At 65.4% G+C, this 19,289-nt stretch carries 21 protein-coding genes; 12 read left to right on the forward strand and 9 right to left on the reverse strand.

The window, feature by feature from the left end; all coding sequences use genetic code 11:
• Positions 1 to 1,160, reverse strand: a 1,160-nt coding sequence (locus KBY58_RS03625; protein ID WP_255002963.1) for an ATP-binding cassette domain-containing protein, incomplete at its 3' end; no start/stop codon positions are given.
• A 114-nt stretch (positions 1,161 to 1,274) separates the two neighbouring features.
• Between KBY58_RS03625 and KBY58_RS03630 the strand changes: the two genes are divergently transcribed.
• Positions 1,275 to 3,593, forward strand: a complete 2,319-nt coding sequence (locus tag KBY58_RS03630; protein WP_255002964.1) for a RelA/SpoT family protein — start codon at positions 1,275 to 1,277, stop codon at positions 3,591 to 3,593.
• A gap of 90 nt (positions 3,594 to 3,683) precedes the next feature.
• Positions 3,684 to 3,872, forward strand: a complete 189-nt coding sequence (locus KBY58_RS03635) for a hypothetical protein (protein ID WP_254934167.1) — start codon at positions 3,684 to 3,686, stop codon at positions 3,870 to 3,872.
• On the opposite strand, the gene KBY58_RS03640 is transcribed toward KBY58_RS03635, so the two are convergent.
• Positions 3,869 to 4,012, reverse strand: a complete 144-nt coding sequence (locus tag KBY58_RS03640) for a hypothetical protein (protein ID WP_396099606.1) — start codon at positions 4,010 to 4,012, stop codon at positions 3,869 to 3,871. The two genes, KBY58_RS03635 and KBY58_RS03640, sit on opposite strands and share 4 nt — an antisense overlap.
• Positions 4,013 to 4,060: 48 nt before the next feature.
• Here KBY58_RS03640 and mnmE point away from each other — a divergent pair, with 48 nt between their 5' ends.
• The 8 genes from mnmE (at position 4,061) to KBY58_RS03680 (ending at position 12,794) form a co-directional block, all read left to right on the forward strand.
• Positions 4,061 to 5,431, forward strand: a complete 1,371-nt coding sequence (mnmE, locus tag KBY58_RS03645) for a tRNA uridine-5-carboxymethylaminomethyl(34) synthesis GTPase MnmE (protein ID WP_255002965.1) — start codon at positions 4,061 to 4,063, stop codon at positions 5,429 to 5,431.
• Between the two features lie 63 nt (positions 5,432 to 5,494).
• On the forward strand, positions 5,495 to 6,298 hold the full coding sequence (locus KBY58_RS03650) for a hypothetical protein (protein WP_255002966.1): 804 nt from the start codon (positions 5,495 to 5,497) through the stop codon (positions 6,296 to 6,298).
• The gene (nadC, locus tag KBY58_RS03655) at positions 6,295 to 7,158 is read left to right on the forward strand and encodes a carboxylating nicotinate-nucleotide diphosphorylase (protein ID WP_254934164.1); all 864 of its coding nucleotides are present in this window, start codon (positions 6,295 to 6,297) and stop codon (positions 7,156 to 7,158) included. Before KBY58_RS03650 ends, nadC begins: the two co-directional genes overlap by 4 nt.
• Before the next feature lie 24 nt (positions 7,159 to 7,182).
• Complete coding sequence (grrP, locus tag KBY58_RS03660; RefSeq protein ID WP_255002967.1) at positions 7,183 to 8,121, forward strand: extracellular substrate binding-like orphan protein GrrP; 939 nt, start codon at positions 7,183 to 7,185, stop codon at positions 8,119 to 8,121.
• Between the two features lie 72 nt (positions 8,122 to 8,193).
• A complete protein-coding gene (gene grrA, locus KBY58_RS03665) occupies positions 8,194 to 8,604 on the forward strand; it encodes a GrrA/OscA1 family cyclophane-containing rSAM-modified RiPP (protein WP_254934162.1) in 411 nt (136 codons plus the stop codon).
• The gene (gene grrM / locus KBY58_RS03670) at positions 8,601 to 9,773 is read left to right on the forward strand and encodes a cyclophane-forming radical SAM/SPASM peptide maturase GrrM/OscB (protein ID WP_255002968.1); all 1,173 of its coding nucleotides are present in this window, start codon (positions 8,601 to 8,603) and stop codon (positions 9,771 to 9,773) included. Before grrA ends, grrM begins: the two co-directional genes overlap by 4 nt.
• Before the next feature lie 61 nt (positions 9,774 to 9,834).
• Entirely contained in the window at positions 9,835 to 11,664 is a 1,830-nt protein-coding gene (argS, locus tag KBY58_RS03675; RefSeq protein WP_255002969.1) for an arginine--tRNA ligase, read from the forward strand.
• A complete protein-coding gene (locus KBY58_RS03680) occupies positions 11,664 to 12,794 on the forward strand; it encodes a pyridoxal phosphate-dependent aminotransferase (protein ID WP_255002970.1) in 1,131 nt (376 codons plus the stop codon). The genes argS and KBY58_RS03680 overlap by 1 nt, the downstream gene beginning before the upstream one ends.
• Here KBY58_RS03680 and KBY58_RS03685 read toward each other — a convergent pair.
• From KBY58_RS03685 to prfB, 6 genes are all read right to left on the reverse strand, one after another.
• The gene (locus KBY58_RS03685) at positions 12,775 to 13,503 is read right to left on the reverse strand and encodes an MBL fold metallo-hydrolase (protein ID WP_255002971.1); all 729 of its coding nucleotides are present in this window, start codon (positions 13,501 to 13,503) and stop codon (positions 12,775 to 12,777) included. The two genes, KBY58_RS03680 and KBY58_RS03685, sit on opposite strands and share 20 nt — an antisense overlap.
• Before the next feature lie 64 nt (positions 13,504 to 13,567).
• Positions 13,568 to 14,161, reverse strand: a complete 594-nt coding sequence (locus KBY58_RS03690; RefSeq protein ID WP_255002972.1) for an anthranilate synthase component II — start codon at positions 14,159 to 14,161, stop codon at positions 13,568 to 13,570.
• A 6-nt stretch (positions 14,162 to 14,167) separates the two neighbouring features.
• Positions 14,168 to 14,626: a diacylglycerol kinase family protein gene (locus KBY58_RS03695; protein ID WP_255002974.1), complete on the reverse strand. Its 459-nt coding sequence runs from the start codon at positions 14,624 to 14,626 to the stop codon at positions 14,168 to 14,170.
• Entirely contained in the window at positions 14,627 to 15,196 is a 570-nt protein-coding gene (gene ybeY / locus KBY58_RS03700) for an rRNA maturation RNase YbeY (RefSeq protein WP_255002975.1), read from the reverse strand.
• A gap of 11 nt (positions 15,197 to 15,207) precedes the next feature.
• Positions 15,208 to 15,414: a DUF3285 domain-containing protein gene (locus KBY58_RS03705; RefSeq protein ID WP_254934155.1), complete on the reverse strand. Its 207-nt coding sequence runs from the start codon at positions 15,412 to 15,414 to the stop codon at positions 15,208 to 15,210.
• Positions 15,407 to 16,532, reverse strand: a protein-coding gene (gene prfB / locus KBY58_RS03710) for a peptide chain release factor 2 (protein ID WP_255002977.1) whose coding sequence is annotated in 2 segments (ribosomal slippage) — positions 15,407 to 16,456 and positions 16,458 to 16,532 — 1,125 coding nt in all. Because the reading frame shifts where the segments join, the coding sequence is not laid out codon by codon here. The genes KBY58_RS03705 and prfB overlap by 8 nt, the downstream gene beginning before the upstream one ends.
• 88 nt (positions 16,533 to 16,620) lie before the next feature.
• Here prfB and grxC point away from each other — a divergent pair.
• Positions 16,621 to 16,881, forward strand: a complete 261-nt coding sequence (gene grxC, locus KBY58_RS03715) for a glutaredoxin 3 (RefSeq protein ID WP_254934153.1) — start codon at positions 16,621 to 16,623, stop codon at positions 16,879 to 16,881.
• A 5-nt stretch (positions 16,882 to 16,886) separates the two neighbouring features.
• Complete coding sequence (gene gshB / locus KBY58_RS03720) at positions 16,887 to 17,891, forward strand: glutathione synthase (RefSeq protein ID WP_255002979.1); 1,005 nt, start codon at positions 16,887 to 16,889, stop codon at positions 17,889 to 17,891.
• Here gshB and KBY58_RS03725 read toward each other — a convergent pair.
• Positions 17,861 to 19,288 (reverse strand): isochorismate synthase MenF, encoded by a 1,428-nt coding sequence (locus KBY58_RS03725; RefSeq protein ID WP_255002980.1) that lies wholly within the window; start codon positions 19,286 to 19,288, stop codon positions 17,861 to 17,863. The genes gshB and KBY58_RS03725 overlap by 31 nt on opposite strands.
• Between the last annotated feature and the right edge of the window lies 1 nt (position 19,289).

Here is a 19,289-nt window from a genome sequence, read left to right on the forward strand (position 1 = left end):
ATTAGGAGCGGATCGCCGATCGCCTCCCCCACGACCATCTGGGGATTGAGGCAGGCCAGGGGGTCCTGGAACACCATCTGGATTTGCCGCCTGGCCTGGCGCCTGGCCTTGCCCCGCAGCTGGCCCAGGTCTTGGCCCTGCAGCTTGATCCGGCCGCCCCTTACCGGAGCCAGTTCCATTAGGGCCCGGCAGAGGGTGCTCTTGCCGCAACCGGAGGCCCCCACCAAGCCCACGGTTTCGCCGCGGTGCAGCTGCAGGCTCACCCCATCCACCGCCTTGAGCCAGTTTTGTTGCCAGGGGGCTGAGGGCAAGGGATGCCAGCAGCGCAGCGCCTCGATCTCCAGCAGCAGGGGGCTGGGCTCCTTTGGCCTGGCTTCGCCGCCTTCCCGGGCCCGGGCCTTGGCCACCAGCCGTTGGGTGAGGGGGAATTGGGGCGAACTGAGTAGTTGTTGGGAGGGCCCCTGCTCCACCAGCCGGCCCTGGTCCAGCACGGCGATTTGATCGCACCAGCGCCCCGCCAGGGCCAGGTCGTGGCTGATCAGCAGCAGGGCACTGCCGGCCTCCTCGCAGAGCTCCTTCAGGGCGGCCATCACCTGGGCCGCCACTGCCACATCAAGGCTGGTGGTGGGCTCATCGGCAATCACCAGGGCGGGCTCTAGGGCAATCGCCAGGGCAATCGCCAGGCGCTGGCGCATGCCCCCACTGAACTCATGGGGATAGCTGCCATAGCGCTTGGGGTTGATGCCCACCCTCTCGAGCAGGGCCTCGCTTTGGCGGCGCAGTTCGTCCCGGTGCCATTGGGGCCGATGGGCCCTGAGGGTGTCTCCCAGGTGGTCGCCAATGGTGAGGAGGGGGTTGAGCCGGGTCATCGGGTCCTGGAAGACCAGTCCCACCGCTTCCCCCCGCAGGGCCCGTAGGGCTGGGCCCCGCATTTGGCGCGGGTCGTGGCCGCCCAGCTCCAGTTGGCCCGTGCAGCTGCTGCCGGGGGGCAATAGCTGCAGCACGGCCCTGGCCACCGTGCTTTTGCCGCAGCCGGAGGGGCCCACCAGGGCCAACCGTTGGCCGGGCTCCAGCTGCAGGCTGAGGCCAGCCAAGGTGGCGCGCTCTGCCTGGGGGTAGCGCACCAGCAAGTTGTCAATTTGTAGAACTGGCCTCGCCATAAGCCCAGCTTGGAGCAGGCCCACTTGGATTAGGCCAGTTTGGATCCGCAGACCAGCACATCACTGTGTTTGTGGCGGCGACTACATACGATTACAATCAGTCCGTTGGTTGGGATGCTCAGGCCGGTTCCCGATTTGGAGCCAGCGGAGCTGGTGGCAGCCCCGCTGAAACGGCGCCTGATTCAGTCGCCCGCCGACTATGAAGTGGCCCTGCCCGAGTGGCTTCAGCGCTGCATCGAACATGTGCCGCCGGGTAGCGGCGAGAGTTGCCCCATCGATTCAGAAGCCCTGCTGGCAGCGGCTTTTGATTTCGCCTTCCAGCTGCATCAGGGCCAGTTTCGGGCCACTGGCGAGCCCTACATCATCCATCCCATTGCCGTTGCAGACCTGCTGCGCGACATCGGAGCCAGCGCCGGGGTGATTGCGGCGGGCTTCCTCCACGACGTGGTCGAGGACACCGGTGTCACCGCCGACGAAATTGAAGATCACTTCGGGGCGGAGGTCAGGGCCCTGGTCGAGGGCGTCACCAAGCTGGGCGGCATCCATTTCACCAACCACACCGAGGCCCAGGCCGAAAACCTGCGGCGCATGTTCCTGGCCATGGCCAGCGATATCCGGGTGGTGCTGGTGAAGCTGGCCGATCGCCTCCACAACATGCGCACCCTGGGGGCGCTCAAACCCGAAAAGCAGCTGCGCATCGCCCGGGAAACCCGGGAGATCTATGCCCCCTTGGCGAATCGCTTGGGCATTGGCCGGCTCAAGTGGGAGCTGGAGGATTTGGCCTTCAAGATCCTCGAGCCCGAGGCCTTTAGGGATGTGCAACAGCAGGTGGCCACCAAGCGCAGTGAGCGGGAAGAACGCCTAGGCGTCACCGTGCAATTGCTCAGGGATCGGCTGGCGGCAGTGGGCCTGGAGGGTGTGGATGTAAGTGGCAGGCCCAAGCACCTCTACGGCATCTGGAGCAAGATGCAGCGCCAGCAGAAGGCCTTCCACGAGATCTTCGATGTGGCGGCCCTGAGGATCATTTGCCCCAACCTTGAGGGCTGTTATCGGGCCTTGGCCGTGGTGCATGACACCTTCAGGCCGATCCCAGGCCGCTTCAAGGATTACATCGGTCTGCCCAAGCCCAACGGCTACCAGTCGCTGCACACCGCCGTGATTGGCCGGCACCGGCCGATTGAGGTGCAGATCCGCACCGCCGACATGCACCAGGTGGCCGAATACGGCATCGCCGCCCACTGGAAATACAAGGAGGGTGGCTCTCCAGCCGCCGCCGGCGACACCGAACGCTTCAACTGGCTGCGGCAGCTGGTGGATTGGCAAAAAGACGATGGGGGCACCGACAGCAGCGACTACCTCGCCTCGATCAAGGAGGACCTCTTCGATGAGGAGGTGTTTGTATTTACCCCCAATGGCGATGTGGTGGGCCTGCGCAAGGGATCAACGGCCGTGGACTTTGCCTACCGGATCCACTCCGAGATAGGCAACCACTGCCAGGGCGTGCGAATCAACGACCGGCTTTGCCCCCTCGCCACCCCCCTCCAGAACGGTGACTTTGTGCAGGTGTTGACCTCCAAGGCGGCCCATCCCAGCCTCGATTGGCTCAATTTTGTGGCCACACCCACGGCCCGTAATCGGATTCGCCACTGGTACAAACGCAGCCACCGTGACGAGAACATCAGCCGCGGCATGGAGATGTTGGAGCGGGAATTGGGCCGTGATGGCTTTGATGCCCTGCTCCATGGCGAGGCCATGGCCAAGGTGGCGAAGCGCTGCAACCTGGTGGCCAGCGAAGACCTCCTCGCCGCCCTCGGTTTTGGCGGGGTAACCCTGCACCAGGTGCTCAACCGCCTGCGCGAAGAGCTGCGCCTGGCCAGTGAGGCCTCGGCCCCTACCCCCAGCAATGAGGAGGTGGCTGCGGGCGTGGGTGCGGCCCATGGGGCCGGCCATCAGGAGTTCCACGTGCCCGGGGGCAGCGGCGGTGCCAGCCCGATTTTGGGCCTGGAGGGCCTCGACTACCGCCTGGGGGGCTGTTGCAGCGCCCTGCCGGGGGAGGCAATTCTTGGGGCGGTGGCCCTGGGCAACCACGGCATCACGATTCACCGCCAGGACTGCGCCAACCTCGTTTCCGTGCCGCCGGAAAGGCGCCTACCGGTTAATTGGAATCCGGCCGCCACGGCCCAGCACCGCCGCTATCCGGTCCAGCTGCGGATCGAGGTGCTTGATCGGGTTGGTGTCCTCAAGGACATCCTTACCCGCCTCTCCGATCACCGCATCAACGTCAGTGATGCCCGGGTGCGTACCAGCGCCGGTAAGCCGGCCCGCATCGATCTGCGGGTGGAGCTCGACAGTGCCAGCCAACTCAGCTCCACCATCAACCAGATCTCCTCGATGGCCGATGTGCTCGACATTTGCCGCAGTGGGATTGGCTGAGCCTTAGGCAACCGGCCGAGGGTGCCCGTCGCTACAGCGGCCTGGGGCCAAGGGGCCTACACCTGGGCCAATCCTTTCGGGAGCCCAGCCATGACCTCCGAGCAAGCCGCCGAACTGATCGACAACACCCTGGATCTGGTGCACCAGCGGCTCCAATCCCTCCAGGCCAGTTCGTTGGCGGGGGAGCAGCGGGCCCTGGCTGAGGAGTTCCGCGAATGGCGCCATCCGGAAGGCGGCCACATCGACCTGATGGTTTTCCCGGGTTTGCAGGGCAGCTAGAGCGGTTTTTGGCGGCGATGCGCCCACTCCAGCCATTGCCAGTAGAGCCAGCCCCCCAGCAGGGAGCTGGCCAGTCCCACGCCCAGCACTATCTGCAGGCCAAAGAACGGGTAGCAGCCGCAGAAAATTCCCGCCGCCAACCCTGGAGCTTTCTGCGCAAATGGCTGGCGCGGCGCTGAAATGGGGCCATGAATGTCAGCGAAACGATTGCCGCGATTGCCACTGCTGTGGCACCCGGGGAAGGCAGTGTGGCGATCGTAAGGATCTCCGGCCCCCAGGCGGAGGCGATCGGCCAGCGGCTATTTGCGGCGCCGGGCCAGCAGTTGTGGGAGAGCCATCGGGTGCTCTATGGCCATGTGCAGGATCCAGCCAGCGGTGAGCGGGTGGATGAGGCCCTGCTCCTGCTGATGCGGGCGCCCCGCAGTTTCACCCGCGAAACCGTGGTGGAACTCCATTGCCATGGCGGTGTGGTGGCGGTGCAGCGGGTATTGGAGTTGGTGCTGGCGGCCGGGGCGCGGCGGGCCCTGCCGGGGGAATTCAGCCAGCGGGCCTTCCTCAATGGCCGCCTCGACCTGACCCGGGCGGAGGCGATCAGCGAAATGGTTTGCTCCCGCAGCCGCCGGGCTGCCCAGTTGGCGATGGCGGGAATTGATGGCGGCCTGCAGCAGCAAATTTCAGCCCAGCGCGAACGCTTGCTGGATCAGCTAGCCGAATTGGAGGCCCGGGTGGATTTTGAGGAGGATCTGCCTCCCCTTGATGGGGCGGCGGTGGTGGCCGCCCTGGCGGAGGTGCGCTCGGAGTTGCTGGAGCTGGTGCAGCAGGCCCGCCAGGGGGAGCTGCTGCGCCAGGGGCTGCGGGTGGCGATTGTGGGCCGCCCAAATGTCGGTAAATCCAGCCTGCTCAACCTGCTCAGCCAGCGGGAGCGGGCAATCGTCACCGACCTACCCGGCACCACCCGCGATCTCCTCGAAAGTGAATTGGTGCTTGAGGGGGTCCCCCTCACCCTGCTGGACACCGCCGGGATCCGACCCACCAGCGACCGGGTTGAGCAACTCGGCATTGACCGCAGTCGCCAGGCCTTGGCTAGTGCCGATGCGGTGCTGCTGCTGTTTGATCTGCTGGAGGGCTGGACCGCCGCCGACCAGGAGCTGCTGGAGCAGGTGCCGGAGGCCGTGGCCCTAGTGGTGGCGGGCAACAAGCTGGACCAGTGGCAGGCCCATGGAAGCCCTGGGGCTGGCCAGCCAGCCAGGGCAGATGTGGTGTTCAGTGCCCTGACGGGCGAGGGGCGCGAAGCGTTGGTGACGGAGCTGTTGCGCCGCTGTGGGGCTGTGCCCCTGGAGGGCCTGCAGGTGGCCCTCAATGCCCGCCAGCGGGATCTGGCCGCCGCCGCCGCCGAAAGTTTGGTCCGCTCCCTGGAGGCGGCGGAGCAGCAGCTGCCCTGGGATTTCTGGACCATCGACCTGCGGGCAGCGGTGCGCAGCCTCGGGGAAATCACAGGAGAAGAGGTGAGTGAGGCGGTGCTGGATCGGGTCTTTTCCCGCTTCTGCATCGGTAAGTAGGGCCGCGGTGGGTATGGGGGCGTATTCGGGGCTATAAGGCGATTTGTAGTAGCCCCATGCCGCATGCTTGGCCTGATATTTCGCTCCCTAGTGGCTGCGGCCCTGCCCCTGCCCCTGGTCCTGCTGGTGGCGCCCCAGCTGGCGGTCTTGCCTGCCGGGGCGGCCGAGCTCAAGGCCCCTGGGCCCCAGAGCTGCCCCCTGCCCAAGCCAGGCCGCTATGTGCTGATGGGTGAGGGGCAAAAGGGGGTGCAGCCCCTGGCGGAATTGGCCCAGGAGCAATGGCTGCCCGGAGGCCGCATCGAGGGGGTGCGCTACAGCCGCCTTGGTCAAGGTTTTGAGGAGGAGACCTACGGCGCCACCTACAGCTCGATGCCCGGCTGTTGGCTGTCCATTAAGCCCGTAGGGCGCTCCAGCCGCCGGCCCCTCCAGGTGGCCCTCGATCGCACCGGCCGGCCCAAGGTGGCGATTGGCACCGAGGCGGGGGTGGTGTTTAGCGCCCAGTACGTGGAGCAGTCCGACGAGTCTTGTGGCTGGAAGCAATTGGATGGCCTGGTGATCAGCGTGCAGCGCGGCAATTCCCTGCAGGCCGGCCGCTGGCAGCCCAATGCGGTGATCCAGCGGGAGGTTTGGAACGGTGGCCAGGTGCGGGGCAAGGCCGTTTCTAGTTACGCCGGCAAGAGTGATGTGGTCGGCTACACCGGCACCATGGAGCTGGCGCCGAACTGCCTGGCCAAGGTGCGAGAGGTGGATGCGGCAGGCAGGGTTTACAACTATCGGGCGATTGTTTTGGCCTCCGGGCGGGGCTACTTCTATCTGCAGACCGACCCCACCGATCTCACCCTTGGTTACCTGGCCCGCCAGCGATGAGGGAGTTGTTTGGCCTTGAACCCCAGCTGCGCCAGTGGCTTGCCGAAGACCTGGGCCGCGGTGATCTCAGCGCAGCGGCCCTCAAGGGCTCCAGGGGCCAGGCCCATTGGCTAGCCAAGGCGGACGGCATCTTTTGTGGTGGCCCGCTGGTGGAGCGGCTGTTTGGGCTGCTGGATCCCCAGTTGCGGGTGCAGCTATTGGTGGCTGAGGGCCAGGCGGTGTGCGCCGGCACCTGTCTGTTGGAGTTGGAGGGGGATGGGCCGGCCCTGGTGGCTGGAGAGCGCACCGCCCTCAACCTGGCCATGCGTCTTTCCGGTATTGCCACCGCCACGGCCGCCCTGGTGCAGCAGCTGGAGGGCACGGGGGTGCGGCTGGTCGATACCCGCAAGACCACCCCGGGTTTACGACTGCTGGAAAAGTACGCCGTGCGCTGTGGCGGCGGCCTCAACCACCGCCTTGGCCTCGATGACGCGGCCATGCTCAAGGAAAACCACCTGGCTTGGGCTGCTGCTGGGGTGGGCCAGGCGATTGCCGCCGTGCGGGCGGCGGCCCCTTGGCCGACCCGGGTGATTGTGGAGGTGGAAACCGCTGCGGAGGCAGAGGCAGCCGTAGCCGCCGGGGCCGATGGGGTGCTCCTCGATGAATTCAGCCCCGAGTTGCTATCGGCCCTGGTGCCCCAGTTGCGGGCCCTAGCTGGCCAGCGCGGAGCTTCCGTGGTGCTGGAGGCCTCCGGCATTCAGCCGGAGCAACTGCGCTCCTACGCCGCCACCGGCATTGATTTGATCTCCACCAGTGCGCCGATCACCCGCAGCGCCTGGCTCGATATCAGCATGCGCTTCCAGGTTGGCCTAAATTCCTGAAAGTCCCTTTTCGGGCTTGGCACCTTGAATTTGATCAACCCTCGCCCCAGGCGCGCCCTGTTGCTGGCAGCGCTAACGGCCTTGCTTCCCCTAGGTACGGGTGGATGGGCGGCAGCCTCCGCTGAAACCGTGCTGGAGCAGGCCGCTAAAACCGGTGAGGTGCTGATGGTGGGTCCCACCAATACGCCGCCCCTGATCAGTGTTAGTGCCCAGGGTGAACCCCAGGGTTACGCCATAGATGTGGCTCGCCGCATCGATCGCGAGCTCCAATTGGCCCTTGGCAGCAAGGTGCAAATTCGCTTTGTGCCCACCGACAACGGCGCCGAGGCGGTGCAGGCAGTGAGCGGTGGCAGGGCCGGTTTGGCCTGTGGCGTGCCCTTCAGCTGGGAGATCGAGAAGCTTGTCGATTTCTCCCTGCCGATCGGCCTATCTGGCCTGAGGCTGCTCACCCGCAGCGGCACCCTGGATGGTTCGCCAGCTTCCTTGGCCGGCCGGCAGGTTGCGGTGGTTTACGGGTCCGTGGGGGCCAGGACCCTGGCGGGTCTGCAGCCGAAGGCCAAGGCAGTCACTTACCCCACCCTGCTGCAGGCCGTTACGGCCCTGGAGCAAAAAAAAGTTGATGGGGTCCTGGGCGACACCAACCTGCTCGCCGGGCTCCGCCAGCAGCGCAAACTGCCCGGCTTGAAACTGGTGCCCGATCAGCCCTACCTCAGCTACGGCCTGGGCTGCATCGTGCCGGAGAACAACTCCTCCCTGCTCAACGTGGTCAACGTGGCCATTGCCAAGCTGTTCCAGGGTTACCTAGAGGGTCGTCCGGATGCGGTCGCGACCGTCGATGCCTGGGTCGGCAAGCAGGGCGCCTTGGGGGTGCCCCCGGAGCGCATTCGCGTTTTCTTTGGCTCCGTGCTTCAGGGCCGTGAAGGCATCATTTTGGTGACGCCTTCCCCCGCAGCTACCCGCTGATCGCTGCTTTGCCGCCCCCGGGCGGCCCATTCCCCTCTGTTCAGTTTTTTCCTTTTCCCCTGGCGGCATCCGATGGCGACCTTCCCACGATCTGGCCTCTTCAGTTTTCTGTTGCTGTTGGCTGCCCTGGCCCCAGCCGGCGCCGGTGCCGTCACTACACCTTTGGAGGGCGATCCTGGATCGGTGGAGGCCAGGTTGCGGCGCATCTCAGCAGCCTTGAGGGAGCAGGCGCCTGAACAATCGGAAGCGACCACTGGCGAAGGCCAGCAGGCCGACGGCAGGTTGGCTTTCGTGTGGGGCAATGGTGGCGGCTTCCGCAATGGGGGCTTCCGCAATGGTGGTTTTGGTAATGGCGGCTTCGGCAACGGCGGCTGGGGTAACGGAGGTTTCGGTAATGGCGGCTGGGGGAATGGGGGCTTCGGCAACGGCGGCTTCTTGAACGGCCCGCTGCTGCGCCCCGGCGGCTTCGTCAACTTCTGGTGAGCTCAGCCGCCCCGCCCCCGGGCAATCCCGAGGGCTTTGGACCACTGCAGCTGCTGGTAATCCAGCCCACCCCCTACTGCAACCTCGATTGCGACTACTGCTATCTGCCTAACCGCAGTGATCGTCATCGGCTCCCCCTAGAACTTTTGGAGGCAGCCCTGGAGCGGGTCCTGGAGAGCCCCTACGTGGGCGGAGATTTCACGCTCCTGTGGCATGCGGGCGAGCCACTTACGGTGCCGATTTCCTTCTACGACGAGGCCACGGAGCGCATCCGTCGGGCGGAGCAGGCCTGGGCCGGTGGGCCCCTGCGCATTCACCAGTCGGTGCAGACCAACGCCACCTTGATCAACGACGCCTGGTGCGATTGCTTCGAGCGCAATGGCATCTCCGTTGGGGTCAGCATGGATGGGCCGGCCTTCCTCCACGACGTGCACCGGCGCACCCGCACCGGCCTGGGCACCCACGCCGCCAGCCTGCGGGGCATTGGCCATCTCCGGCGCCGCGGCATCCACTTCCAGGTGATCGCCGTGATTACGGAGGAGGCCCTGCGCTACCCCGATGAGCTGTTTGCCTTTTTTGTTGAAAACGGCATCACCGATGTGGCCTTCAACATGGAGGAGACGGAGGGCGAAAACCGGGTCTCGACCCTGAGCCGGCCCCATGCAGAGGAGGCCTATCAGGCTTTTCTGCGGCGCTTCTGGGAGCTCTGGCAGCAGCACCCCGAGAGCATGCGGGTGCGGGAGTTCGATGGCATCTGCAGCCTGGCCGCGGCTGACGCCCGGATGGAGCTCACCGACATGACCCATCCCTTCGCGATCGTGAATGTGGATGCCCGGGGGGCAATCTCCACCTTCGATCCGGAGCTGTTGGCGGTCGAAACCGACACCTATGGCGACTTCGTGCTCGGCAACGTGCTCAAGGACAGCCTCGTGTCGATCGCCGCTACGGCCAAGTTCCAGCGCATTCACCAGGACATGCGCTCCGGCCTCGCCCGCTGCCAGCAAGAGTGCCCCTACTTCGGCCTCTGTGGGGGTGGAGCCGGCAGCAACAAATACTGGGAGCACGGCACCTTCGACTGCGCCGAAACCCAGGCCTGCCGTTATCGGATCAAGCTCACGGCCGATGTGGTGCTCGATGGGTTGGAGCGGATGCTGGACATACCGGTCTGATTCGACTCTCGGCGAGGGATGATCAAAGTCCCCCTTCGCCGCTTCGGCCCTTTCCAGCCCCATGTTGCGCATCGCCCAGACCCTCGAAGCCCAGCTGCGGTCGGCGATGGAACGGGCCTTCCCGCAGGCGGCGGAGTCAGCCCTGGCGGCCGGCCGGCCCCTCGATCCCCAGCTAGCCCCGGCCAGTAAGCCGGAATTTGGCGATTTCCAGGCCAATGGGGCCCTGCCCCTGGCCAAGCCCCTGGCCCTGGCGCCCCGGGCCATCGCCCAGGCGATCGTGCTCCAGCTCGCCCTCGATCCCGCCTTTCTTGAGCTCTGCCTGGAGCCGGTGATTGCGGGCCCTGGCTTCATCAACCTCACCCTGCGGCCGGAGCTGTTGGCTGCTGAGGTGGCGCAGCGCCTCGGCGATCCGCGGCTGGGGGTGCCCAGTGTTGCGGAGGCCCCTGGGGCGGCAGCCCCGTCAGCCCCGGTGATTGTTGATTTTTCCAGCCCCAACATCGCCAAGGAGATGCATGTGGGGCACCTGCGCTCCACGATCATTGGCGACGCCTTGGCCAGGGTGCTGGAGTTCCGCGGCCATGCGGTTTTGCGCCTCAACCACGTGGGTGATTGGGGCACCCAGTTCGGCATGTTGATTACCCACCTGAAGCAGGTGGCACCCCAGGCCCTGGAAACCGCCGATGCGGTCGATTTGGGTGATCTGGTGGCCTTTTACCGCCAGGCCAAGGCCCGCTTCGACGAGGATGAACCCTTCCAGACCACCTCCAGGGAGGAGGTGGTCAAGCTGCAGGGCGGTGATCCGCTCAGCCGCCAGGCCTGGCAGTTGTTGTGTGAGCAGTCGCGCCGGGAATTCCAGAAGATCTACGACCAGCTCGACATCCGCCTCGATGAGCGGGGCGAATCCTTCTACAACCCCCATTTGCCGGCGGTGGTAAGTGATCTTGATGCCGCCGGTTTGCTGGTGGTAGACGATGGCGCCCGCTGCGTTTTTCTTGAAGGGGTGAGCGGCAAAGACGGCAAACCCCTGCCCGTGATCGTCCAGAAAAGTGATGGCGGCTTCAACTACGCCACCACCGATCTAGCGGCGATTCGCTATCGCTTTGGGGCCACTCCCCTGGGCGATGGCGCCGGCCGGGTTATTTACGTGACCGATGCCGGCCAGGCCAACCACTTCGCCGGGGTGTTTCAGGTGGCCCAGCGCGCCGGCTGGATCCCCGCCGGAAGCACCGTCGAACACGTGCCCTTTGGCCTGGTGCAGGGGGAAGACGGCAAGAAGCTCAAAACCCGTTCCGGCGACACCGTTCGCCTAAAAGACCTGCTTGATGGGGCGGTGGAGCGCTGCGAGGCCGACCTGCGCCGCAGGCTGGAGGAGGAGGGGCGCCAGGAAGAGGAGGCCTTCATCCAACACGCGGCCACCACCGTGGGCCTGGCGGCGGTGAAATACGCCGACCTCAGCACCAATCGCATCACCAACTACCAGTTCAGCTTTGAGCGGATGTTGGCCCTTTCGGGCAACACGGCCCCCTATTTGCTCTATGCGGTGGTGCGAATCGCAGGCATTGCCAGGAAGGGTGGCGATCTCGGGGGCGATGAGGGTGGCGAGGCGGTTAGCGATCTCAGCTTCAGCGAGCCCCAGGAGTGGGCCCTGGTCCGGCACCTATTGCAGTTCGATGCGGTGATCGCTGAGGTGGAGGAGGAGTTGCTGCCCAATCGCCTCTGCACCTATCTCTTTGAGCTCAGTCAGGTGTTCAACCGCTTTTACGACCAGGTGCCGGTGCTCAAGGCCGATCCCCAGGCGCGCCCATCCCGCCTGGCCCTCTGTCGCCTCACCGCAGACACCCTCAAGCTGGGCTTGGGCCTGCTGGGGATTCCCACCCTGGAGCGAATGTGATGGATTCCGAGGAGAAACCCAGGCCCCAGGCCCGCCCCGAGGTGGAGGCCCTGCAGGCCTACAGCGCTCCTTTAGAGGGGCGGCGGGGCTTGCTGCGGCTGGATTTCAATGAGAACACCCAGGGCCCGAGCCCCCAGGTGGTAGCGGCCATACGGGCCATTGCTGCCGACCAATACGCCATTTATCCCGAATACGACGGCCTGCGCGAGGCCCTGATCGCCAACCTGGCGGCTCAAGCCCTTGCCTCCCCCCTAAGCCCAGATCAGGTTGGTCTTTTTAACGGGGTAGATGCGGCCCTGCATGCCGTTTTCCATGCCTATGGCCGCCCGGGGGATCGCCTGCTCACCACCAGCCCCACCTTTGGCTACTACGGCCCCTGCGCCCAGATGCAGGGCATGGTGATCGAGGCCATTCCCTACCAACTGCCGGATTTTGGCTTCCCGCTGGGGCAGCTGCGATCGGCCTTGCTGGGTTCGGATCAACCCGGCTGGCAGCCACCGCGCATTCTGTTGATCTGCAATCCCAATAACCCCACCGGCACCCGACTGGCGCCGGAGCTGATCCTGGATTTGGCGGCGGCGGCCCCCCAGACCCTGGTGGTGGTGGATGAGCTCTACGAGGCCTTCACCGGCGACAGCGTGCTGCCCTGCGCCGATTTCAGGGCCACGCCGAACCTGCTGGTGCTGCGTTCCCTGGCCAAAACCGCTGGCTTGGCTGGTCTGCGCATGGGCTTTGCCCTTGGGGCACCCGCCGTGATCGATCGCATCGGCCGGGTAACGGGCCCCTACGACATCAACAGCTTTGCGGTCACGGCTGCCTTTGCCGCCCTGGCGGACCAGCCCTACACCGATGCCTACGTGGCGGAGGTTTGCAAGGCCAAGGCCTGGCTTGTGGGTCAGCTGAAGGCGGCTGGCGTGCGCCACCACTGCGCGGGGGGCAACTACCTACTTATCTGGCCCAAGCGCCCAGCTGAGGAGGTGGAGCGGTGTCTGCGGCAAGCCGGCATCCTGGTGCGCTCCATGGCCGGCAAGCCCCTGATCGATGGCTCCTTGAGGGTGAGCATCGGCACCTGCGGGCAGATGGAGCGTTTCTGGGCCAGCTACGCCGAAATCAACGCATCACATCAATAACGGTGGCATCGCCGAGCTTGCCGGGCAGGCTCAGCTGAGTTCCGGTGCGCTTCACCGGCGTGCCGGCCATCGCCTTCAGGAAGGGTTCCACGCTGGTTTGGTCGCAGCCTTTGGGGGTTTTGCCGCCCACGTATTGCACTGGGATCACAACCCTGGGCTGCAATTCACGCACCACTTCGGCGGCTTCGCTGCCGTCATAAACCTTGGCGCCACCGCCCACACCGATGATCAACACATCGGGGCGGCCCAGGATTACCCGATCCGCAGGGCTCAAGCGTGCCGCGGTGCCCCCCAGATGGGCAAAGTCCAACCCCCCCTGCTTCCAGCGCCACAGGGTCGACTGGCCAAAGCGCCTGCCCCCAACTCGGTCGTGGGCCCCGGAGATGCCTTCGATCTTCAGGCCCGCCACCCGATAGCTGCCGGGGTTGACCAAAAACTTGCCGCTGGCGACCTTGGCGCCCTCATCGAGGAGTTGGCTGCTGGCCAGGATCACATTGGCGCTTACCCGGGGTTCGCCCAGGCCCGCTGCGCAGCCCACGGCCTTGAAGGGATTCACCAAAACCCGGGCGCCACCACCCTGGATCAAGAGGGCGCTGTGGCCGTAGCTGGTAATGCTGACGCCGCCACCGGTGGCAGCTGGGCCGGCCAAGGCCAGGGGTGCGATCCCCAGAACTGCCGCAACCAGGGCGGGGCCAACAGGACGAGCCATCGAATTAAGGCGGCCGATTGCGGCACCACAGATGGCGCGAAACTAGCAGCGGCAGCCGGCTTGGCTAGCTACTGGCGAGGCTCAGGAAGTTGGCGAGCAGCCTGTGGCCCTCCTGGGTAAGCACGCTTTCGGGGTGGAATTGCACCCCTTGCAGGTGGCCAAAATCCCGGTGCTGCAGACCCATGATCGTGCCGTCTTCTAGCCAGGCGGTGATCTCCAGGCAATCCGGCAGGCTTTCGCGCTCCGCAATCAGGCTGTGGTAGCGGGTGGCCGTGAGCGGATTGGGCAGCCCGGCAAACACCCCCTGGCCCCGGTGGTGCACCGGTGAGGTTTTGCCGTGCATCAATTCCTTGGCCCTCACCACCTTGCCGCCGAAAACCTGGGCGATGGCTTGGTGGCCCAGGCACACTCCAAGGGTGGGGATGGTGGGGCTCAACTGGGCCAACACCTCCAGACAAACTCCGGATTGGTTGGGATCTCCCGGCCCCGGCGAAATCAGAATTGCCGCCGGTTGAAGGGCGCGAATTTGCTCCAGGCTGAGGGCGTCATTGCGCTCCACCCGTAATTCCGCCGCCAGCGGATGGTCGCTGGCCAATTCGCCCAGGTACTGCACCAGGTTGAAGGTGAAGCTGTCGTAGTTGTCGAGGACCAGAAACATCGGCGTCTAAAGGCCAAGCCGCAGCCAAAGGGGCGGCACCAGAAGCAGTAGGGCAATCATCAGCGAAGACAGTGATGCCACCAGCACTGCTGCTGCGGCGCAGTCCTTGGCAATGCGGGCCAGGGGATGGAATTGGCGGCCAATGGCCAGATCCACCACCGCTTCGGTGGCGGTGTTGAGCAGCTCCAGCACCAGCACGGCGGCCACGGTCAGCACCAACACGGCCAGGCGTTCCGGGCTCAGCCCCAGCCAGAGACCAAGGCTCAAAACCACCAGCCCGGTAATCACGTGGATGCGGAAATTGCGCTGGCTGGCAAAGCCGTAGGCCAGCCCCTGGGCGGCATAGCGAAAGCTGGCCGGGAGGTCGCCGGCCACTTTCCATGCCCCTACCCGCAGCCTGCGGCCGCGGCGGTGCACGTCTGGGGTAATTCCTGGGGTCACATTCGGCACCTTAACGCTGCCCATTTAGCTATCGCCTGCGATCAGCTTTTCCTGGCGCTCGAGCATCGCCGCCAGGCTCCCGTCGTCGGGATGGTCCCAGCCCAGCAGGTGCAACAGGCCGTGGCTGGCTAGGAAAAGCATTTCCCGCTCCAGGCTGTGGCCCTGTTCTGCCGCTTGGCGGGCGGCGGTTTCAAGGGAAATCACGATGTCTCCCAGTTCGAGCTCCTCGGCCCCTGGGCCCCCTGGCTCCGGTCGCGGCATCGCCCCAAGGGCATGGCCGCAGTCGTCTTGGCAGGAATCCTGGGCTGCGAAGGCCAGCACATCGGTGGGGCCACTTTTCTGGCGCCAGTCCTGGTTGAGTTCGGCGATGGCCGGATCGTCCACCAGGGTCAGCCCCAGGCAGTAGGCGCTCGCCTGCAGCGCTGTGGGCAGTTCAGCCGACAGTTGGCCCAGCCAGTCGCTGATTTTTTGGTGCCATTGGTCGGCGCCGGCCAGGGGATCGGCCCAGGGCCCCGCCGCCTTTGTAAGGGCAGGGCCCAGCACGGCCCCCAGCTCAAAGGCCAAATCCAAATCGGGCGGCAGGGGTGTGGACATCGCTGCTGGCGTTAGGCGACCGGAGGCAGGGTTGGGCGCCCCAGCCAGGCGATCAGCAACAGGAAGCCAGTGAGGCCAAGGGCTGTCAGGCCAAAGTGGAACAGGCTTTGGCGGCCCTTGCGCACCATGTTGCGCATCGCCAGCTTCACAAAGCTGGCAGGTGGTGCCGCTGGGGGCGGTACCGATGGCGGCGCTTTTATATCGCTGGGATCAGTCATCGTTGCTATTGGCCATATCCACACCCTGGCGCAACAGCGACTGGATGAACGGATCGAGATCCCCGTCCATCACGCCCTGCACATCGGTGGTTTCTTCGGCGGTGCGCAGATCCTTGACCATTTGGTACGGGTGGAAGACGTAGTTGCGGATCTGGTTGCCCCAGGCGGCTTCAACGATGTCGCCGCGGATATCGGCAATTTCGGCGGCCCGTTGTTCCTGGGCAATCACCATCAGCTTGGCCATCAAGAGGGCCATGGCCTTTTCCTTGTTTTGCAGTTGGGAGCGCTCCTGGGTGCAGCGCACCGCCAGGCCAGTGGGAATGTGCAGGATCCGCACTGCCGTTTCCACCTTGTTGACGTTTTGGCCACCGGCGCCGCCGGAGCGGGAGGTGGTGACCTCCAGGTCCTTGTCGGGGATATCGAGCTTGACGTCCTCGTCGAGCTTGGGCATCACCTCAACCCCCGCAAAGCTGGTCTGGCGCTTGTCGTTGGCGTTGAAGGGGGAGATGCGCACGAGCCGGTGGGTGCCCTTCTCATTGCGCAGGTAGCCATAGGCATAGCGCCCATCAACTTCCAAGGTGCAGCTCTTTATGCCCGCCTCTTCCCCTTCGGAGAGCTCCGCCACCGAAACCTTCATGCCATGGTCCTCGGACCAGCGGGTGTACATGCGCATCAGCATCAGGGCCCAATCCTGGGCATCGGTGCCGCCGGCGCCGGCGTTGATGTTGATTACGGCGCCCTCCTTGTCGTAGATGCCGCTGAGCAGCCGCTCCAGCTCCCAGCGATCTAGATCAGCTTTCAGTTGTTGGAGGGCTCCATTGGCCTCTTCCAGCAGGTCGGCATCGGGTTCCAGGTCGTAGAGCTCCAAGGTGGCCTGCCCATCGGCGATGGCGCCTCGCCAAGACCCCAGTTGCTGCAGCTGGGCCTTGACCTCATCCAGCTGGCGCATCTGCTTTTGGGCGGCCTGTTGGTCGTTCCAAAAGTCGGGCTGGGAGGCGAGTTGCTCCAGGTCCTGTTGGCGTGCTTTCAGGGCCGGTACGTCAAAGACAGTCCTGGGCATGGCCCAGGCGGTCAGTGAGCTCGGAGAGATCGCGTTTGAAATCGGTGAGATCGAGCACCGGTGCGGCTTGAACTGTGGCTTGACCGTACTCAATGGCATCCCAGGCCCGCTTCTACGATTGGCGCAGCCCGATTGGATCTGTTGAGATGGCCGCCACCGTTGAGATCTACACTTGGCGCTCCTGCCCGTTTTGCATACGGGCAAAGCAACTCCTGGATCGCAAGGGGGTGACCTACACCGAATTTGCCATCGATGGCGACGAAGCGGCCCGCACCGCCATGGCCGCTAAATCGGGGGGAAGGCGCAGCGTGCCCCAAACCTTCATCAATGGCGAGCATGTGGGCGGCTGCGACGATCTCCACGCCCTCGAGCGCAGCGGCCAACTCGATGCCCTCTTGGCGGCCTGATTCCCGTGAGCATTACTGCAGGGGCGGCTTCCCAGCTGTTTGTGATCGATCCGATTGCCCGGCTAAATCCCGCTAAGGATTCGAGTGTGGCCCTGATGCAGGCGGCCCAGCGGGCGGGCCAGCAGGTTTGGGTCTGCACGCTTGCCGATCTCTCCGCGGCTGAGAGTCCCGGCAAGCCAAGCGATGGCCATGGGGCCTGGGTGAGGGCCCAGCCGGTCAGCCTGGCGCCGATGGACCATGGCCCAGAAGGCTGGCGGGTGCCTGAACCCTGGTTTGAGCTCGACGAACCCCAGCTGTTGCCCCTAGACGCTTTCCCGTTTGTCTGGATGCGCAAGGACCCGCCGGTCGATGAGGCCTACCTCTATGGCACCCACCTGCTGGGCCTGGGTGAACGCCACGGGGTGCGGGTTCTGAACCGACCTGCCTCCCTGAGGGCCTGGAATGAGAAGCTCGGCGCCCTGCGCTGGAGCCACCTGATGGCCCCGTCTCTGGTCAGTAGCCAGGTGGAGCAACTCACAGTCTTTGCCGACCAGCACGGTGATGTGGTGCTTAAGCCCCTTGGCGGCCGGGCCGGCCAGGGGGTGGTGCGCTCCCATGGCGGCGCCCCTGGCCTGCGGGCCCTACTCGAACTGGTCACCGATCAGCAGCGGTTGCCGGTGATGGCCCAAGCCTTTTTGCCGGCGGTTAGTGCCGGTGACAAGCGCATTTTGCTGGTGGAAGGGGATCCCTTGGGGGCGGTTAATCGCCGGCCGATGGCCGGCGAATTCCGCAGCAACCTGGCCGTCGGTGGTGCCCCCGAAGCCACGGAGCTCACCGAAACGGAGCGCCAGATCTGCGCGGCCCTAGCCCCCGCCCTCAAGGCTGAGGGTCTGTTTTTTGTGGGCATCGACGTAATTGATGGCCGCCTGAGCGAAATCAACGTGACCAGCCCCACCGGGGTGCGCGAAGTTGAACGACTGGGCGGAATTCCCCTGGCCGATCAAACGATCGAGAGGTTGTTGGCAACCTGAGACTTGGCGGGAAGGTTGAGCTGTTGCTGCAAAACCCCCAGCTTCAGCGCCACCTCCTGCAGCTCCCGATCCACATCGGAGCCCTTCACCAGACCTGCTCCGGCGGTCAGCATCAACTGGCGGCCCCGCAGGGTGCCACTGCGAATGGCCACCCGCAGGTCGGCATCGCCGGAGCTGTCGATCCAGCCGATTGGGGCGGCGTAGTGGCCCCGTTCAAACGGTTCCAGGCTGCGCAGCCAGCCCATCGCTTCCCGGCGGGGCAGACCCGCCACCGCCGGGGTGGGGTGGAGTGCCGCCGCGAGGCTTAGGGGTTGGTGGCCCCGGCAATCGGCGGTGATGGGGGTGTGGAGGTGCACCAGGTGCCCGTGGCGGGCCAGGCGCGGATGGCGGGGCCGCCGGGGTTGGAGTCCAGCCTTGGCCAGCACGGCGGTGATCGTATCGACCACCAGCGCATGTTCATGGCGATCTTTGGTCGAGTTGAGCAGCTCGGAAGCTGCTTCCCCAACCGGAGTGGTGCCCGCCAGGGCATCGCTGCGCAGCCGGCCTTGGCGCACGGTGAGCAGCCGCTCGGGGGACGCCCCCAGCAGGGCCGCCCCACTTTTTTGCTGCCAGAGAAAACGGCAGCTGCCGCTTTGGTGTCGGCGCAGGGGGGCCAGCAGCTCCAGGGGATCGATTGCCTGATCCAGGTTCAATTCCTGGCGCACGGCTAGGACCAATTTCTGCAGATGGCCGCCATCAACCAATTGGAGGGCTTGATCCACGGCCGAGCGATAACCGGTTTCCCAGGCGGTGCGGCTTTGGATTTGGGCAGTGATCGGCGCCGGCTGCTCGGGCTCCAAGGCCATCAGGGCTAGGCGCTGCTCCCAGAGTTCTTCAGCCACGCTGCGGGCCGTGGTGCCGCCCCCCAGGGGTCTTTGCAGCCGTAGCCAGCCGTGCTGGCCATGGCGGCTGAGTTGCCAGCGGGGCAATACGGCCTGGACCCCGGCGATGGCCTCTGGCGTGCTCTCCAGGGGGGCCTCAAAGAAGCCAAAGGCCAGCAGCACCCTGGGCCGGGCCAGGGGCGGGCAGGTGGAGGGGGTGGCCAGGCGGCTCAGGCTGGCACTGGCAAAGCGTTGGGCCAGTTCGAAGCGGCGGGGCCCGCTCAGTTCGAGGCCGTTGCAGCGGCCACTCGCGGCAATACATAGCCCCGGGGCCCCATCCCAGAGGAAGCGGAAACCGTCGCTTGAATCCAGGTGGGGCAGCAGGGCCATGGGGTCTCCCCCGTTTAGGGGCACCGCCAAACTCAAGACGGCATCGTCCTCCAACTGGCCAGCCCGATCGGCTGCTACGGCCAGTAATTCGGCGAAGGAAGGGGCTTTTGAGGGGGTGGGCTGCACCAGCTGGGCCTGGGGCCGCATC

This window comes from Cyanobium sp. HWJ4-Hawea (assembly GCF_024345815.1).
GTDB lineage: Bacteria > Cyanobacteriota > Cyanobacteriia > PCC-6307 > Cyanobiaceae > Cyanobium_A.

Bases quoted from the DNA above. Each gene is read 5' to 3' on its own strand.
- KBY58_RS03705 (WP_254934155.1), bottom strand. From the start codon at position 15,414: ATGACTGATCCCAGCGATATAAAAGCGCCGCCATCGGTACCGCCCCCA.
- nadC (WP_254934164.1), top strand. From the start codon at position 6,295: ATGAGGGAGTTGTTTGGCCTTGAACCCCAGCTGCGCCAGTGGCTTGCC.
- KBY58_RS03685 (WP_255002971.1), bottom strand. From the start codon at position 13,503: ATGGCTCGTCCTGTTGGCCCCGCCCTGGTTGCGGCAGTTCTGGGGATC.
- grxC (WP_254934153.1), top strand. From the start codon at position 16,621: ATGGCCGCCACCGTTGAGATCTACACTTGGCGCTCCTGCCCGTTTTGC.
- KBY58_RS03635 (WP_254934167.1), top strand. From the start codon at position 3,684: ATGACCTCCGAGCAAGCCGCCGAACTGATCGACAACACCCTGGATCTG.
- mnmE (WP_255002965.1), top strand. From the start codon at position 4,061: ATGAATGTCAGCGAAACGATTGCCGCGATTGCCACTGCTGTGGCACCC.
- argS (WP_255002969.1), top strand. From the start codon at position 9,835: ATGTTGCGCATCGCCCAGACCCTCGAAGCCCAGCTGCGGTCGGCGATG.
- KBY58_RS03695 (WP_255002974.1), bottom strand. From the start codon at position 14,626: ATGGGCAGCGTTAAGGTGCCGAATGTGACCCCAGGAATTACCCCAGAC.
- KBY58_RS03630 (WP_255002964.1), top strand. From the start codon at position 1,275: ATGCTCAGGCCGGTTCCCGATTTGGAGCCAGCGGAGCTGGTGGCAGCC.
- KBY58_RS03690 (WP_255002972.1), bottom strand. From the start codon at position 14,161: ATGTTTCTGGTCCTCGACAACTACGACAGCTTCACCTTCAACCTGGTG.
- KBY58_RS03680 (WP_255002970.1), top strand. From the start codon at position 11,664: ATGGATTCCGAGGAGAAACCCAGGCCCCAGGCCCGCCCCGAGGTGGAG.
- ybeY (WP_255002975.1), bottom strand. From the start codon at position 15,196: ATGTCCACACCCCTGCCGCCCGATTTGGATTTGGCCTTTGAGCTGGGG.
- KBY58_RS03725 (WP_255002980.1), bottom strand. From the start codon at position 19,288: ATGCGGCCCCAGGCCCAGCTGGTGCAGCCCACCCCCTCAAAAGCCCCT.
- grrA (WP_254934162.1), top strand. From the start codon at position 8,194: ATGGCGACCTTCCCACGATCTGGCCTCTTCAGTTTTCTGTTGCTGTTG.
- KBY58_RS03650 (WP_255002966.1), top strand. From the start codon at position 5,495: ATGCTTGGCCTGATATTTCGCTCCCTAGTGGCTGCGGCCCTGCCCCTG.